The sequence below is a fragment of the Streptomyces sp. NPDC098781 genome, from assembly GCF_044759995.1.
Lineage (GTDB): Bacteria > Actinomycetota > Actinomycetes > Streptomycetales > Streptomycetaceae > Streptomyces.
Window position 1 is genome coordinate 620,273 of sequence record NZ_JBIWAK010000005.1, and the last position, 15,338, is coordinate 635,610.

Genomic DNA, 15,338 nt, shown 5'->3' on the forward strand with positions numbered 1-15,338 from the left:
CGGCCCATTCGCCGGACAGGCGCGCAGGCGTTGGCCTAAGCTGCTCTCAACTGTCACAGCAGTGCGGCCACGTATCAATACGTCCGGCGACCCCGAATCGTTCTGGCGGCAGCCCACTTTTTTGGTGGGGGCGTGTCCGAATCCGCCTTGTGTGTCATCTGGCGTCCGTTGTGACTCAACAGAACTGTCCCGTTTCGCCGGGAAAGTCGTGCATGTCGCAGGCTCACTCCCCCGGGTGATCTGCCGCTTACGCATAGTCCGTTCGGGCCATTCAAGATTGGGCCCGAAGGGGGTGTTGCGCTGTGCCCACCTTCCGTAACGTCCTCAACTGGCGGCGGTGAATATGCCGCTGCCGCCGTGGGGGAGCCTCGATTCGGGAGAGGACGGCGCCGGTATGGGCTGGGTAGTCGACTGGAGTGCGCAGGCGGCCTGCCGCACTACCGATCCGGACGAACTGTTCGTTCAGGGAGCAGCGCAGAACAGGGCCAAGGCGGTGTGCACCGGCTGCCCGGTGCGCACGGAGTGCCTGGCGGACGCGCTGGACAACCGCGTCGAGTTCGGCGTGTGGGGAGGCATGACGGAGCGGGAGCGCCGCGCGCTGCTGCGCAGGCGGCCCACGGTCACCTCGTGGCGCCGGCTGCTGGAGACGGCGCGTACGGAGTACGAGCGCGGGGCGGGCATCCTGCCGCTCGACGACGACGAGGTGTACGAGAACTACGCGGCGGTGGGCTGAGGCCGCCGCCGTCGCCGAGGCCACCCCGGTGGGGGTGTGCGCCCGGGGTTCCCCTCAGGCGCTCGTCTCGGGCAGCTCCGGCCGATGGGCCGCGAGCCGGTTTCCGATGTCCCGCAGCCCAGTCAGGTCATGCACATCGCCGGGCAGCGCGGCCACTTCGGCCACCGCCACCTCGGGGTGGCGCGCGGTGAAGCGGTCACGCGTGCGCTGCTCGCGGGAGAGCAGCCGCATGCGCTCGACATGCAGCCTCAGCAGGCCCGCGGTGAGCTGGTCGACGGACCGCTCCACATGCGGGGCGACGGCTTGCGGGTCGACGCGCTGCGGGTCGACGGACTGCGCGTCCAGGGGCTTTGGGTCGACGGGCGCCGGCTCGTCCGTGGCTGAGGGGCGCTCCAGGTCCGTGGCGGCGGGGGAGCCTGCGTCAGGAGCCGGTGCCTCGGTAGCGGCCGATTCTGAACTGTCGTACGTGTCGGGGGAGTTACGAAGTCCAGCTTTCCCGCCCTCCTGATCCACAATGCGGGGCTCTTCAAGATTTTCCGCGGCGGCGAGCGCCCGCTCGGCCGACAGCCGGTCGGCGCCGCTGCCGTGGACCCGGTTGAGCACCAGACCCGCCAGCGGCATGTCCTCGGCGGCCAGCCGCTCCACGAAATACGCCGCCTCCCGCAGCGCGTCCCGCTCCGGCGCGGCCACCACCAGGAACGCGGTCCCGGGCGCCTGAAGCAGCTTGTACGTCGCGTCCGCGCGCGTACGGAACCCGCCGAACATGGAGTCCATCGCGGCCACGAAGGTCTGTACGTCCTTCAGCAGCTGCCCGCCGAGCAGCTTGCCGAGCGCGCCCGTCATCATCGACATGCCGACGTTCAGGAACTTCATCCCCGCACGCCCGCCGACCTTCGCCGGCGCCAGCAGGACACGGATCAGCTTGCCGTCGAGGAAGGATCCGAGCCGCTTGGGCGCGTCCAGGAAGTCCAGCGCGGACCGGGAGGGCGGGGTGTCGACGACGATGAGGTCCCACTCGTCCTTCGCCCGCAGCTGGCCCAGCTTCTCCATCGCCATGTACTCCTGCGTGCCCGCGAAGCCCGCCGAGAGCGACTGGTAGAAGGGGTTGCCCAGGATCGCGGCGGCCCGATCGCGGTCCGCGTGCGCCTCGACGATCTCGTCGAAGGTCCGCTTCATGTCGAGCATCATCGCGTGCAGCTCGCCGTCGCCCTCGACGCCCTTCACCCGGCGCGGGGTGTTGTCCAGCGAGTCGATGCCCATCGACTGGGCCAGCCGGCGGGCCGGGTCGATGGTCAGCACGACGACCTTGCGTCCCCGCTCGGCCGCCCGCAGCCCCAGCGCCGCGGCCGTCGTGGTCTTGCCGACACCGCCGGAGCCGCAGCACACCACGATGCGCGTCTTCGGATCGTCGAGCAGCGGGTCGAGGTCGAGGACGCGCGTATGGGAAAGGGCGTGGGACTGGCGGGCGGCGTCCTGTGCCGCGACCGGTTCCGGACGACTCATGACATCCCCTGCTTCCGACGTACCGCGTACGGTCCCCGACTTGTGAACGGACTCATGACAGGTCCTGTTCCCGCAGCTCACGCGCGAGTTGATACAGCGCCGCCAGGTCCATGCCCTCGGCGAACAGCGGCAGCTCGTGCACCGGCAGCCCCAACTCGTCCAGGACCGCGCGCTGCTCGTGCTCCAGCGCGTGCCGCTCGGCGTACTCGTCCGCCTGCGCCAGCAGCGGGTCCACCAGCTTCTCGGCGTTCCCACCGCGCCGCGCCCCGCCCAGCCCGGCCGAGGACAGCGACTTGGCCACGGCCGCGCGCGGGACGCTGCGTACGAGTTCCAGGTCGGTGCCGTCCAACACCTCGGGCCGGACCATGTTCACGATGATCCGCCCCAACGGCAGCCGCGCCGCCCGCAGCTCGGCGATCCCGTCCGCGGTCTCCTGGACGGGCATCTCCTCCAGCAGCGTGACCAGGTGCACGGCCGTCTCCGCCGACTTCAGCACCCGCATCACGGCCTGCGCCTGATTGTGTATCGGCCCGATCCGGGCGAGGCCCGCCACCTCGTCGTTCACGTTCAGGAAGCGGGTGATGCGTCCCGTGGGCGGCGCGTCCATGACGACATAGTCATAGAGGAACCGTCCCGCCCGGTCCTTGCGCCGCACGGCCTCGCACGCCTTGCCGGTCAGGAGTACGTCTCTGAGGCCCGGCGCGATGGTGGTGGCGAAGTCGATGGCGCCGAGCTTCTTCAGGGCCCGGCCCGCGCCGCCCATCTTGTAGAACATCTGGAGATAGTCCAGAAGGGCCAGTTCGGGGTCTATGGCCAGGGCGTACACCTCCCCGCCCCCGGGAGCGACGGCGATCTTCCGCTCCTCATAGGGCAGCGCCTCCGTCTCGAAGAGCTGCGCGATGCCCTGCCTGCCCTCGACCTCGACGAGAAGCGTCCGCTTCCCCTCGGTCGCGAGAGCGAGCGCGAGCGCGGCGGCGACCGTGGTCTTTCCGGTCCCGCCCTTGCCACTGACGACCTGGAGCCTGCTCACATCATCGAGCCTAACCAGTCGGTGCGCCGGTCACGCGGCAGCCTGTGGACAACCTGTCGGCGGTCGGCCGCATGGCACCCTCCGGGCAGCGGATAAAGTCGGCCACATGACCAAGTGGGAATACGCAACCGTGCCGCTGCTCGTCCATGCCACGAAGCAGATTCTGGACACCTGGGGCGAGGACGGCTGGGAGCTCGTCCAGGTCGTGCCCGGGCCGAACAACCCCGAGCAGCTCGTGGCCTACCTGAAGCGGGAGAGGCAGGCATGAGCGCGGTAGAGGCGAAGCTCGCCGAGCTAGGCCTGACGCTCCCGGAGGTCGTGCCGCCGCTCGCCGCGTACCAGCCGGCCGTCCAGTCGGGCGTGTACGTGTACACCGCCGGCCAGCTGCCGATGGTGGAGGGCAAGCTCCCGGTCACCGGCAAGGTGGGCGCGGAGGTCACCGCCGAGGAGGCCAAGGATCTCGCCCGCGTCTGCGCGCTGAACGCCCTGGCGGCCGTGAAGTCGGTGGCGGGCGACCTGGACCGGATCGCGCGCGTGGTGAAGGTCGTGGGGTTCGTGGCGTCGGCGTCCGACTTCACCGGTCAGCCCGGTGTCATCAACGGCGCCAGCGAACTCCTGGCGGAGGTCCTCGGCGACAAGGGCGTGCACGCGCGCAGTGCGGTGGGCGTGGCGGTGCTCCCGCTGGACGCGCCGGTGGAGGTCGAGGTTCAGGTGGAGCTGGCGGGGGCGTAGGCCTCCGGCGGTGAAGCGGTTAATCGGTGGAGCCGTGAAGCGGTGAAGCGGTGAAGCGGTGAAGCGGTGAAGCGTCGGGGGGGTGTTGTGCCGCCTCGGCCGGTGAGCAGCCTGTCCGGGGACACCTGGGCAGGCTGAACATCGCTGAGCGGCGCCGGGAATGAGCCGCTTCCGGGCCTTCCGGCAGGGCACAGTGGCCCCATGGCCGAGACTGTTCCCCGCAGAGGGCTCGACGCCCAGGGCTACATCGCCCGCGAAGGGTCCCTGGGGCTCGTTCCGCGCGACTTCAGGCCCGTCGTCGCGGCCGCTCGGGACCGTGTGCTGGACGTGTTCGGGGCGCGGATGCACAGTGCCTATCTCTACGGTTCGATTCCGCGCGGCACCGCGCGCGTGGGGCGCAGCGATCTGGATCTGCTGGTCGCCCTGCGCGAGGAACCGACCGAGGCGGACCGGGCGGACGCGCGCGTGCTCGACGACGGGCTGGACAGCGAGTTCGCGCAGATCGACGGGTCGGGGACGCTGCTCAGCAGTCGGGAGCGGGTGCTGAGCGACCTGGAGACCTACGACCTCGGGTGGTTCGTCGCCTGTCTGTGCACGCCCCTGCTGGGGGAGGACCTCGCCGAGTATCTGCCGCGCTACCGGCCCGACACGCTGCTCGCGCGCGAGACGAACGGCGACCTGGGGCTCCTGCTGCCTCACTGGCGGGCGCGGATCGCGGGCGCCGACGAGAGCGACGACGCCCGTCGGCCGCTGGTCCGGTTCATGTCGCGGCGTCTGGTGCGAACGGGGTTCACGCTGGTCATGCCCCGGTGGGGCGGATGGACCAGCGATCTGGGGGAGATGGCCGAGGCGTTCGCGTCGTACTACCCGGCTCGGGGCGAGCAGATGAGGATCGCGGCGGTTCTGGGGTGTGAGCCGACGGGGGACACGCGTGTGCTGCGGTCGTACGTCGATGATCTCGGGCCGTGGCTCGCGGGGGAGTACGCGCGCGTGCATGGCGTGAAGGCGGCGCGGCCCGAGGGGGCGGGGGCGGGGAGTGGTGTGCCGGTGTCCGTGCGGGCGCGGGCTAGATGAGGCCGTGTTCCTCCAGGTAGTCCAGCTGGGCCCGGACCGACAGTTCGGCCGCCGGCCACAGGGAGCGGTCCACGTCCGCGTACACATGGGAGACCACGTCCGCCGGGGCGCGGTGGCCGTCCTCGACCGCCGTCTCCACCTGGGCGAGGCGGTGGGCGCGGTGGGCCAGGTAGAACTCGACGGCGCCCTGGGCGTCTTCCAGGACGGGGCCGTGGCCGGGGAGAACGGTGTGCACGCCGTCGTCGACCGTGAGGGACCTGAGCCGGCGCAGCGAGTCCAGATAGTCGCCGAGACGGCCGTCGGGGTGGGCGACGACCGTGGTGCCGCGTCCGAGGATCGTGTCGCCGGTCAGGACCGCGCGGTCGGCCGGGAGGTGGAAGGACAGCGAGTCGGCGGTGTGCCCGGGTGTCGGTACGACGCGCAGCTCCAGGCCGCCGAGGGTGATCACGTCCCCGGCGCCGAGCCCCTCGTCGCCGAGCCGCAGCGCCGGGTCCAGGGCACGCACGCGCGTGCCGGTGAGTTCGGCGAAGCGTGCGGCGCCCTCGGCGTGGTCCGGGTGGCCGTGGGTGAGCAGGGTGAGGGCGATCCGCTTGCCGGACCGCTCGGCCGTGGCGACGACGTTGCGGAGGTGGCCGTCGTCGAGGGGGCCCGGGTCGATGACGACGGCCAGGTCGGAGTCGGGCTCGGACAGGAGCCAGGTGTTGGTGCCGTCCAGGGTCATCGCGGACGGGTTGGGGGCGAGGATGTTGACGGCGCGGGGGGTGGCGGGGCCGGTGAGGACCCCGCCTCGCGGCTGGCCGGGAAGGGCTGCTGCGTCCGTCATGCGTGGGGGCCTTCCGGGGCGGTTGCTGTCGCGGGCGTTGCGGGCATCGCGGGCGTCGCGGGCGGGGTCATGCGGGGGTTCCGCCGGTCGGGATGTGCTTGGTGAACTCGTCGTGGCCGGGCCAGGCGAGGACGATCTCGCCGTTCTCCAGGCGGGCCTGGGCCAGGACCGGAGTGAGGTCACGCGTGGGTGCGGCGGCGAGGGCCTCGGCCGCGCTGTCGTACGGCGTGAGTTGGCGCAGGGTCGCGATGGTGGGCGGCATCATCAGCAGCTCGCCCTTGTCGTACGAGGCGGCGGCGTCGGTGGGGCGGATCCACACGGTGCGGTCGGCTTCGGTGGAGGCGTTGCGGGTGCGCTGGCCCGCGGGCAGGGCGGCGACGAAGAACCAGGTGTCGTAGCGGCGGGGTTCGAACTCCGGGGTGATCCAGCGGGTCCAGGCGCCGAGGAGGTCGGAGCGCAGGACGAGGCCTCGGCGGTCCAGGAACTCGGCGAACGAGACGTCGCGGGCGACCAGGGCGGCGCGGTCGGCTTCCCAGTCGTCGCCGGTGGTGTCGCCGATGACGGAGTCGCCGGTGGGGCCGGCGAGGAGGACGCCGGCCTCCTCGTATGTCTCCCGTACGGCGGCGCAGACGATCGCCTGCGCTTCCGCTGCCGCCACACCGAGCCGCTCCGCCCACCACGCGCGCGTGGGGCCGGCCCAGCGGATCTGCTGCTCGTCGCGGGGGTCCACGCCGCCGCCGGGGTAGGCGTAGGCGCCGCCGGCGAAGGCCATGGAGGCGCGGCGGCGGAGCATGTGTACGGACGGGCCGGTGCCGGCGCTGGAGTCTTTGAGCAGCATGACCGTGGCCGCCCGTTTCGGGGCGACGGGGGTGAGGCTTCCTTCCGCGAGCGCACGGATACGGTCTGGCCACTCCGGTGGGTACCACTGCCCGTTTGCCATGGGCGGAGGCTATCTCTTGACGCGCTGATGTTCGAGGGGTGGCCTGGGGGGATGCCTGCGGCGGCCTGCTGCCGTCCGGTGGGGGTGCGGGTAGCGCCTGCGGGTGCGTTGGGGGTCGGGGCCGCGGGGGGGGGGGGGGGGGGGGGGGGGGGGGGGGGGGGGGGGGGGGGGGGGGGGGGGGGGGGGGGGGGGGGCCGCGCCGCCGGCGGCCCCCCCCCCCCCCCCCCCCCCCCCCCCCCCCCCGGGGGGTGTCCGTCCTCGGACCGGCGGCTGGGGTCGGGCAGTGCGCTGAACGTTCCTTGACGCCGGCCACTGCGGGCGGACACCCCCCGGCACGTCCCCTTGCCGCCGTATGCGGCTGCGACACGGTGGCTCCGTCCGGATTCGGGTGCGTGCGTACGGTGCCTTACGGCGCCGGTCGCTATCTCTCAGCCCGTCCGGCGTTTGAGGACGAGGCCCTTTCGGGGCCGGCGGGGGTCCAGGGGGCGCAGCCCCCTGGTGGGGTCGAAGGGGCGAAGCCCCTGGGGATGGGGCGGGTAGGGGCGGCGGGGGCGAGGAAACCCCGACGGCAACGGCAATGGCAACGACAACAGGGCCCCACCTCGCAATGAGGGGGACCCCGTCGACGTACCGCTCGAAGGACCTATCGCGACCGCTTCGCCAGCCGCTCCACGTCCAGCAGAATCACCGCACGGGCCTCCAGCCGAAGCCACCCGCGCTGCGCGAAATCGGCCAGCGCCTTGTTGACCGTCTCACGAGACGCACCGACCAGCTGTGCCAGCTCTTCCTGCGTCAGGTCGTGGACGACATGGATGCCCTCCTCCGACTGCACACCGAAGCGGCGGGAGAGGTCGAGCAGCGCGCGCGCCACACGCCCGGGCACGTCCGAGAACACGAGGTCGGACATCGCGTCGTTGGTGCGACGCAGCCGGCGGGCGACGGCGCGCAGCAGCGCGGTGGCCACCTCGGGACGGGCGTTCAGCCAGGGCTGGAGGTCGCCGTGGCCCAGACCCAGCAGCTTGACCTCGGTCAGCGCGGTGGCGGTCGCCGTGCGCGGGCCCGGGTCGAAGAGGGACAGCTCGCCGATGAGCTCTCCGGGACCGACGACGGCGAGCATGTTCTCGCGGCCGTCGGGAGACGTGCGGTGAAGCTTGACCTTGCCCTCGGTGACGACGTAGAGCCGGTCGCCCGGGTCGCCCTCGTGGAAGAGGGAGTCGCCACGCGCGAGGGTCACCTCACTCATGGAGGCGCGCAGTTCCGCGGACTGCTCGTCGTCGAGAGCCGCGAAGAGCGGATTGCGCCGCAGAGGGTCGTCCACGAGTTCTCTCCTTGTCGACCTGCTCAGGGGATCACTCCCCCGTGTACCAGGGAACCGTGCTCCCCATTTTGCCGGACGGTCCAAACAGTGTGATCTGTCACAAGGATGCCGCACAGGTGTCCCGAGGTAAGCGGCAGGGGTCCAATTGGGGGCCGATCTTCAGGGTCCGGGGCGGATGTCAGTGCCGGGCCTTAGGCTGGCCGAGTGTCCAAATCGCCGGTGAGAGCACAGGCCAAGGGGGCTGGACGGGTGGTTGTACGTCGAGATTCCGCTGTGGGCGAACAGGACTCAGGTGGTGGAAGGAAAACGGCGAAAGCGGAGAATTCGGCACCGGGCGATACCGCTGCCGGTGGCGGGAAAGCGGCGGTGAAGAAGGTGGACAAGGCGGAGAAAGAGGAGAAGTCGGGAAAGGTGAGCAAGGCGGCGAAGACGGCCGAGGCGGCCGAGGCCGGGAAGTCCGCTGCTGCCAAGGCTGCCGCCCCCGCCACGAAGGCCGCGCCGGCCAAGAAGACGACCGCCAAGAAGGCCCCTGCCAAGGCCGCGCCCGCCAAGAAGGCGCCATCGAAGAAGGCGCCATCGAAGACGGCGACCGCGAACAAGGCGACCGCGAAGACGGCGGCCTCGAAGCAGGCGATCGCCAAGAAGACGACCGCCAAGAAGACCACTGCCAAGAAGACGACCGCCAAAAAGGTCGTCACGAAGAAAGTCGTCTCCAAGAAACCCGCCGTCGTCCCGGAGAAGGCCACCGCTCCCGTCAAAGGCGCCTCCCCCGTCAAGACCGTCGCCACCGCACCGCCCAGCGCCGAATCCCGCACCGCCCTCGTCCGGCGAGCCCGTCGTATCAACCGTGAGCTCGCCGAGGTCTTCCCCTACGCCCATCCCGAGCTGGACTTCGACAACCCCTTCCAGCTCGTGGTCGCCACGGTTCTGTCCGCCCAGACCACCGACCTGCGCGTCAACCAGACGACCCCTTCGCTGTTCGCCAAATACCCCACCCCCGAGGACCTGGCCGCCGCCAACCCCGAGGAGGTCGAGGAGATCCTCCGGCCCACCGGGTTCTTCCGGGCCAAGACCAAGTCGGTCATGGGGCTGTCGAAGGCGCTGGTGGAGAACTACGGCGGTGAGGTCCCGGGGCGGCTCGAAGAGCTCGTCAAGCTGCCGGGGGTCGGCCGTAAGACCGCCTTCGTGGTGCTCGGCAACGCGTTCGGGCGGCCCGGCATCACCGTGGACACGCACTTCCAGCGGCTGGTGCGGCGCTGGGAGTGGACCGCGCAGACCGACCCGGACAAGATCGAGGCCGAGATCGGCGCGCTGTTCCCCAAGAGCGACTGGACCGACCTCTCGCACCATGTGATCTGGCACGGCCGCCGTATCTGCCACGCCCGCAAGCCCGCCTGCGGGGCCTGCCCCATCGCGCCGCTCTGCCCGGCGTACGGCGAGGGCGAGACGGACCCCGAGAAGGCGAAGAAGCTGCTCAAGTACGAGAAGGGCGGCTTCCCGGGGCAGCGGCTCAATCCGCCGCAGGCCTACCTGGACGCGGGCGGCAAGGCGGCCCCGCCGCTGGGGGCCGGATGACGGAGCGGGCGAGCGGGCAGGGTGGGGGCACCGAGCACAGGGCCGCCGACGGGGGCGGGGCGGTCGTACCGCCGTATCGGAACGATCCTGGGGCCCTCGGGCGTTGGACTCGGCAGGACGACGGGGGTGGCGATGGCGCGGGCGAGTGAGACGCAGGACGGGCCGGTGGTGGTCAGCAAGGACGGGCTGCCGGGATGGCTGGACCCGGTGGTGCGGGTGGTGGAGACCGTGGAGCCGGTGCAGCTGAGCCGGTTCCTGCCGCCGGAGAGCGGCGCGGGCCGTCAGTCGGCCGTGCTGATCCTCTTCGGTGAGGGCGAGCAGGGACCGGAGCTGCTGCTCATGGAGCGGGCCAGTTCGCTGCGGTCGCATGCCGGACAGCCGTCGTTCCCCGGTGGTGCCCTCGACCCCGAGGACGGCGACCCGGGGGCCGACGGGCCGCTGCGGGCCGCTCTCCGCGAGGCCGAGGAGGAGACCGGGCTCGATCCGAGCGGTGTCCAGCTCTTCGGTGTGCTGCCCAAGCTCTACATCCCGGTCAGCGGTTTCGTCGTCACGCCCGTGCTGGGCTGGTGGCGGGCGCCGAGCCCGGTCGACGTCGTCGATCCGAACGAGACGGCCCGCGTCTTCACCGTCCCCGTGGCGGATCTCACGAATCCGGACAACCGCGCCACGGCGGTCCACCCCAGCGGCCACCGAGGTCCGGCATTTCTGGTCGAATCGGCGCTGGTGTGGGGCTTCACGGCCGGAATCATCGACCGTCTGCTGCACTACTCGGGCTGGGAGCGGCCCTGGGACCGGGAGAAGCAGGTCCCGCTCGACTGGCGGTCATGACAGGGTGTCTGCCGTGCTGTGTTTTCCCGGGGGCCGCCCTGTCCAGTTTCCGCTGTGCGACGGGCCGGGCCCCCGGTCGGGGTGGGGGGACCGGAGAGTGACGAGGCGAGGCCTGAATCGGTGAACGTGCTGGACATTCTGCTGCTGGTCGCCGCCGTGTGGTTCGCGATCGTGGGCTATCGCCAGGGCTTCGTCGTCGGCATCCTGTCGGTGGTCGGCTTCCTCGGCGGCGGCCTGGTGGCCGTCTATCTCCTCCCGGTCATCTGGGACGCGCTGACCGACAACGCCGAGGTGAGCACGACCGCCGCCGTCGTGGCGGTCGTCGTCGTGATCGTCTGCGCCTCCGTGGGTCAGGCCCTGACCACCCATCTGGGCAACAAGCTGCGCCGGTACATCACCTGGTCCCCGGCCCGTGCCCTGGACGCGACCGGCGGCGCCCTGGTCAACGTCGTCGCGATGCTGCTGGTGGCCTGGCTGATCGGCTCGGCCCTCGCGGGGACCACGTTGCCGACGCTCGGCAAGGAGGTCCGTAGTTCCAAGGTGCTGCTCGGCGTGTCGAGGGCGCTGCCCACCCAGGCCGACACCTGGTTCGCGGACTTCTCCACCGTCCTTGCGCAGAACGGCTTTCCACAGGTCTTCAGCCCGTTCTCCAACGAGCCGATCACCGAGGTCCAGCCGCCCGACCCGGCCCTGGCGAACAGCCCGGTGGCCACCCGTGCCAAGCGTTCCATCGTCAAGGTCATGGGGACGGCGACGAGTTGCGGCAAGGTGCTCGAAGGCACCGGCTTCGTGTTCTCCGACCGCCGGGTCATGACCAACGCGCATGTCGTCGGCGGCGTCGACGAACCCACCGTCCAGATAGGCGGCGAGGGCAGGCGGTACGACGCGACGGTCGTCCTCTACGACTGGGAGCGCGACATCGCCGTACTGGACGTACCGGACCTGGACGCGCCCGCGCTGCGGTTCACGACGACCGACGCCGACAGCGGCGACAGCGCGATCATCGCGGGCTTCCCGGAGAACGGCTCGTACGACGTGCGTGCCGCGCGCGTGCGGGGACGCCTGCCGGCCAACGGCCCGGACATCTATCACCGCGGCACCGTGCGCCGTGACGTCTACTCGCTGTACGCGACCGTCCGCCAGGGCAACTCCGGCGGCCCGCTGCTCACCCCCGAGGGCAAGGTGTACGGCGTCGTGTTCGCCAAGTCCCTCGACGACGCCGACACCGGCTACGCGCTCACCGCTGACGAGATCCAGACGGACATCGCCCAGGGGCGCACCGCCAACCAGCAGGTGGACAGCGACAGCTGTGCCCTGTAGGTCCCGCTGGGGCGTGCGGGGGTGCCCGGTCGGGTGTGGTGAAAGCGGCCGGTCAGCCGCGCGGGTGGCGCAGGCGTACCGAGACCCAACGGGCCCGGCGGCGCAGAATGCGCGGAATGCCTACCCGGAGGTCCGTGCTCTGCATCTGCGGGGCAGCACCCCGCTGGTGGGAGCTCAGCCCACTGGCCGAGCGGCGGTTGCGTGCTGCGTCACTGTAGTCGTGCGTCCAGCCCATACCCCGACGTCTGCCCCTGCCCTGCGATCGATAACCGCCTCAGGCGCCCCCAATTGGCCTATGCGCCAGGCAATTGGCTGTTCGTAGTACACCTGTTCAGATCCGGATACCGGGCGCATCGGCGCGGTCACCGATCGGGTTCGGGATCCTTGAGCCAGTTGATGAGCTCGGTGGAGAACGTGACGGGATCCTCTTCGTGCGGAAAATGCCCGAGCCCGTCGAACAGCCGCCAGCGGTACGGCGCTTCGACGTACTCGCCCGAGCCGGCGGCGCTGCGGGTGCGCATCACGGGGTCGAGGGACCCGTGCAGATGCAGCGTCGGCACGCGCACCGGGCGCTTCATCCGGCGGTTGAACTGGATGCCGTCGGGGCGGGCCAGCGAGCGCACCATCCAGCGGTACGGCTCGATGGAGCAGTGCGCCGTCGAGGGGATGCAGACCGCGCGCCGGTACGTCTCCACCGCGTCGTCGTCCGGCAGCCTCGGGCCCGACCAGTCCCGGATCAGCCGGCCGACCAGCGCCCCGTCGTCGGCGGTCAGCTGGCGCTCGGGGATCCAGGGCCGCTGGAACCCCCAGATGTAGGAACTCGCACTCGTCTGCTTGACGTCGGAGAGCATCGCCGAGCGCCAGCGCCGGGGGTGCGGCATGGAGGAGACCGCGAGCCGCCGTACCAGCTTGGGGCGCATCACGGCCGCCGTCCACGCCAGATATCCGCCGAGGTCGTGGCCGACCAGCGCGGCGTCGGGCTCGCCGAGGGAGCGGACCACGCCGGTGATGTCGAGGGCGAGGTTCGCCGGGTCGTAGCCGCGCGGGGTGCGGTCGCTGCCGCCGACGCCGCGCAGGTCCATGGCGACGGCCCGGAAACCCGCGTCGGCGAGCGCGACGAGCTGGTGCCGCCAGGCCCACCAGAACTGCGGGAAGCCGTGCAGCAGCAGTACCAGCGGGCCGTCGCCCAGCTCGGCGATGTGGAAGCGCGCGCCATTGGCGGCCACGTCCCGGTGTGTCCAGGGGCCATCCGGTCTGACGACCGAGGCGGGTAGAGCCGAGGGGGCGGCGGGATCCGTCATGACGACGAGCGTGCCACAGCCTCGATGGCCGCCGGCGCCCGGTCCTCCAGCTCCGGCGCGGGGGCCGGACGCGGGTGCGGCTTGGCCTTCTGAAGCACGCCCGCCGTCTCCTTCATCGAGGCGGCGACCTTCTGCGGACCCTTGCTCTTCTTCGCCTTCTTGGCGAAGACGACGCCGATCAGCGCGAGCACGAGGGCGATCAGGACATTCGCCGCGAAGGACAGCAGGAAGCAGATCGCCAGGTTCCAGTCGCTCCAGGTCCGAATGCCGTACGCGAGGGCGAAGTTCAGCATCGGCAGCGAGAACACCAGCACCGCGCCGGCCACCGTGAACGCGCCGCCACTCGTCGCGCCCCGCTTCACGTCCTGCTTGAGCTGCGCTTTCGCCAGTGCGATCTCGTCATGCACCAGCGCCGACATCTCGGTCGTGGCCGAGGCGAACAGCTGGCCGATGCTGCGTTCGGCGCCGACCGGGCTGCCGTCGGGTGCGCTCATCGCGGTCTCCCTCGTCATCTACGGTTCCGTCTTCTGCCTGACTGAGTACGGTTCCGTCTTTTGTACCGTCCCGTCAGATCATGCCCGACGGTGCTCCTCCTCGCCTGCCCTGCCCGCCACTTCGGCAAGCGCGTGGCGCGCGGCGGCCTTCTCCTCGGCGATGCGGCGGTGCTCGGCGGCCTTGCGTTCGTAGATGTCCGCCATGCGCAGGTGGTACTCCGGCTCCTCCTCCTCGTAGATGTCCGGAATGCCGGAGGCGTCGTCGTCCCGCTCCTCGGCCTCGACCATCCGGCGGTACTTGACGTTGCGCACCTTCAGCAGCACCGTCGCCAAGGTCGCCGCGATGAGCGAGCCGAGCAGCACGGCCGCCTTGGCCTCGTCGGTCAGCGTGGCGTTGCCCACGAAGGCGAGCTCGCCGATGAGCAGCGAGACGGTGAACCCGATTCCGGCGAGGGTGGCCACCGCGAACACGTCGGCCCACTCCAGGGCGTCGCTGAGCGAGGCCTTGGTGAATCGTGCCGCCAGCCATGTACCGCCGAAGATGCCTATTGTCTTGCCGACCACGAGACCGAGCACGACCCCGAGCGTCTCGGGCCGGGTGAACACCTCGCCGAGCGCCCCGCCGGAGATGGTGACACCGGCGCTGAACAGTGCGAACAGGGGTACGGCGAGCCCGGCCGACAGTGGGCGCACGAGGTGCTCGATGCGCTCGCCGGGGGAGGTCTTCTCGCCCTCGTGCCGGTGGCAGCGCAGCATCAGGCCCATCGCGACGCCCGCGATGGTGGCGTGGACGCCGCTGTTGTACATCAGCCCCCAGATGACCAGGGCCAGCGGGACGTACACGTACCACCCGCGTACGCCCTTCCTCAGCAGCAGCCAGAACACGCCGAGTCCCACGACGGCGCCGCCGAGCGCGGCGAAATCGAGCTTCGACGTGAAGAAGATCGCGATGATCAGGATCGCGAACAGGTCGTCGACCACGGCGAGGGTGAGCAGGAAGGCCCGCAGGGCGCTGGGCAGGGAGGTGCCGATGACGGCGAGGACCGCGAGCGCGAAGGCGATGTCCGTCGCGGTCGGGACCGCCCAGCCCTCCGTCGAGCCGCCTCCCGTGACCGCGGTCAGCGTGTAGACCAGCGCCGGCACGGCCATCCCGCACAGTGCGGCGATGACCGGCAGCACGGCCGCCTTCGGGTCCTTGAGATCGCCGGCCACCAGCTCACGCTTGAGCTCGATCCCGGCGACGAAGAAGAAGATGGCGAGCAGTCCGTCGGCGGCCCAGTGTTCGACGGACAGGTTCAGTCCGAGTGCCTCGGGACCCAGGTGGAAATGGCCGACGGTCTCATAACTGTCGCGCAGCGCGGGAACGTTCGCCCAGACCAGCGCGGTGATCGCGGCGAGCAGCAGCAGGACACCGCCGACGGTCTCGGTGCGCAGCGCGTCCGCGACGAAGTTCCGCTCGGGGAGGGACAGCCGTCCGAACACCTTGCGGGCGGGAGCGGGGGTGCGGGGGGCGGCCACGGGGAGACCTCCGGTCGGTGGGCAGGACAGAGCACTTGCCGACCAGACTTCCCGGCACACCTGAGGACGCGCTTGTTTTGCTTAGCTTACCTAAGGGTGCGCGAGAGTGCATCCGTCGATCTCCACGGTACGTATACGAAGGGCACCCG

Annotated in this window: 16 protein-coding genes; 7 read left to right on the plus strand and 9 right to left on the minus strand. The window is 70.9% G+C overall.

Features of this window, described 5'->3' with window-relative positions; translation table 11 throughout:
* Window positions 1-394: 394 nt before the first annotated feature.
* The gene (wblA, locus tag ACIQWG_RS23690) at window positions 395-733 is read left to right on the plus strand and encodes a transcriptional regulator WblA (protein WP_286063707.1); all 339 of its coding nucleotides are present in this window, start codon (window positions 395-397) and stop codon (window positions 731-733) included.
* Between the two features lie 54 nt (window positions 734-787).
* Here wblA and ACIQWG_RS23695 read toward each other — a convergent pair whose 3' ends face one another.
* Both ACIQWG_RS23695 and ACIQWG_RS23700 read right to left on the minus strand, forming a co-directional pair.
* A complete protein-coding gene (locus ACIQWG_RS23695) occupies window positions 788-2,236 on the minus strand; it encodes an ArsA-related P-loop ATPase (RefSeq protein WP_404099069.1) in 1,449 nt (482 codons plus the stop codon).
* Between the two features lie 52 nt (window positions 2,237-2,288).
* On the minus strand, window positions 2,289-3,266 hold the full coding sequence (locus ACIQWG_RS23700) for an ArsA family ATPase (protein ID WP_404099072.1): 978 nt from the start codon (window positions 3,264-3,266) through the stop codon (window positions 2,289-2,291).
* A 106-nt stretch (window positions 3,267-3,372) separates the two neighbouring features.
* Between ACIQWG_RS23700 and ACIQWG_RS23705 the strand changes: the two genes are divergently transcribed.
* The 3 genes from ACIQWG_RS23705 (at window position 3,373) to ACIQWG_RS23715 (ending at window position 5,072) form a co-directional block, all read left to right on the plus strand.
* Window positions 3,373-3,534, plus strand: coding sequence for a DUF4177 domain-containing protein (locus tag ACIQWG_RS23705; RefSeq protein ID WP_010986011.1), 162 nt, complete (start codon window positions 3,373-3,375; stop codon window positions 3,532-3,534).
* The gene (locus ACIQWG_RS23710) at window positions 3,531-3,998 is read left to right on the plus strand and encodes a RidA family protein (RefSeq protein ID WP_404099075.1); all 468 of its coding nucleotides are present in this window, start codon (window positions 3,531-3,533) and stop codon (window positions 3,996-3,998) included. Before ACIQWG_RS23705 ends, ACIQWG_RS23710 begins: the two co-directional genes overlap by 4 nt.
* Before the next feature lie 201 nt (window positions 3,999-4,199).
* Window positions 4,200-5,072 carry a nucleotidyltransferase domain-containing protein gene (locus ACIQWG_RS23715; RefSeq protein ID WP_404099078.1) on the plus strand — a complete coding sequence of 291 codons (873 nt, stop codon included), beginning with the start codon at window positions 4,200-4,202 and terminating at the stop codon, window positions 5,070-5,072.
* Here ACIQWG_RS23715 and ACIQWG_RS23720 read toward each other — a convergent pair.
* The 3 genes from ACIQWG_RS23720 to ACIQWG_RS23730 form a co-directional block, all read right to left on the minus strand.
* Window positions 5,065-5,895: an MBL fold metallo-hydrolase gene (locus tag ACIQWG_RS23720; RefSeq protein WP_404099080.1), complete on the minus strand. Its 831-nt coding sequence runs from the start codon at window positions 5,893-5,895 to the stop codon at window positions 5,065-5,067. The two genes, ACIQWG_RS23715 and ACIQWG_RS23720, sit on opposite strands and share 8 nt — an antisense overlap.
* Before the next feature lie 67 nt (window positions 5,896-5,962).
* A complete protein-coding gene (locus ACIQWG_RS23725) occupies window positions 5,963-6,835 on the minus strand; it encodes an NUDIX hydrolase (RefSeq protein ID WP_404099083.1) in 873 nt (290 codons plus the stop codon).
* Between the two features lie 643 nt (window positions 6,836-7,478).
* Window positions 7,479-8,153, minus strand: a complete 675-nt coding sequence (locus tag ACIQWG_RS23730) for a Crp/Fnr family transcriptional regulator (RefSeq protein ID WP_030046018.1) — start codon at window positions 8,151-8,153, stop codon at window positions 7,479-7,481.
* A 633-nt stretch (window positions 8,154-8,786) separates the two neighbouring features.
* Between ACIQWG_RS23730 and nth the strand changes: the two genes are divergently transcribed.
* The 3 genes from nth to ACIQWG_RS23745 all read left to right on the plus strand — a co-directional run bounded on the left by nth (window position 8,787) and on the right by ACIQWG_RS23745 (window position 11,876).
* The gene (gene nth / locus ACIQWG_RS23735; RefSeq protein WP_404099419.1) at window positions 8,787-9,728 is read left to right on the plus strand and encodes an endonuclease III; all 942 of its coding nucleotides are present in this window, start codon (window positions 8,787-8,789) and stop codon (window positions 9,726-9,728) included.
* A 132-nt stretch (window positions 9,729-9,860) separates the two neighbouring features.
* Window positions 9,861-10,556 carry an NUDIX hydrolase gene (locus tag ACIQWG_RS23740; RefSeq protein ID WP_404099087.1) on the plus strand — a complete coding sequence of 232 codons (696 nt, stop codon included), beginning with the start codon at window positions 9,861-9,863 and terminating at the stop codon, window positions 10,554-10,556.
* Window positions 10,557-10,676: 120 nt separating this feature from the next.
* Complete coding sequence (locus ACIQWG_RS23745; RefSeq protein WP_404099090.1) at window positions 10,677-11,876, plus strand: MarP family serine protease; 1,200 nt, start codon at window positions 10,677-10,679, stop codon at window positions 11,874-11,876.
* A 52-nt stretch (window positions 11,877-11,928) separates the two neighbouring features.
* On the opposite strand, the gene ACIQWG_RS23750 is transcribed toward ACIQWG_RS23745, so the two are convergent.
* The 4 genes from ACIQWG_RS23750 to nhaA form a co-directional block, all read right to left on the minus strand.
* The gene (locus ACIQWG_RS23750; protein WP_404099092.1) at window positions 11,929-12,111 is read right to left on the minus strand and encodes a hypothetical protein; all 183 of its coding nucleotides are present in this window, start codon (window positions 12,109-12,111) and stop codon (window positions 11,929-11,931) included.
* A 127-nt stretch (window positions 12,112-12,238) separates the two neighbouring features.
* Complete coding sequence (locus ACIQWG_RS23755; RefSeq protein WP_404099095.1) at window positions 12,239-13,177, minus strand: alpha/beta fold hydrolase; 939 nt, start codon at window positions 13,175-13,177, stop codon at window positions 12,239-12,241.
* A complete protein-coding gene (locus ACIQWG_RS23760) occupies window positions 13,174-13,671 on the minus strand; it encodes a phage holin family protein (protein WP_404099098.1) in 498 nt (165 codons plus the stop codon). The genes ACIQWG_RS23755 and ACIQWG_RS23760 overlap by 4 nt, the downstream gene beginning before the upstream one ends.
* Window positions 13,672-13,749: 78 nt before the next feature.
* Window positions 13,750-15,189 carry a Na+/H+ antiporter NhaA gene (gene nhaA / locus ACIQWG_RS23765; protein WP_404099101.1) on the minus strand — a complete coding sequence of 480 codons (1,440 nt, stop codon included), beginning with the start codon at window positions 15,187-15,189 and terminating at the stop codon, window positions 13,750-13,752.
* Window positions 15,190-15,338: the final 149 nt, after the last annotated feature.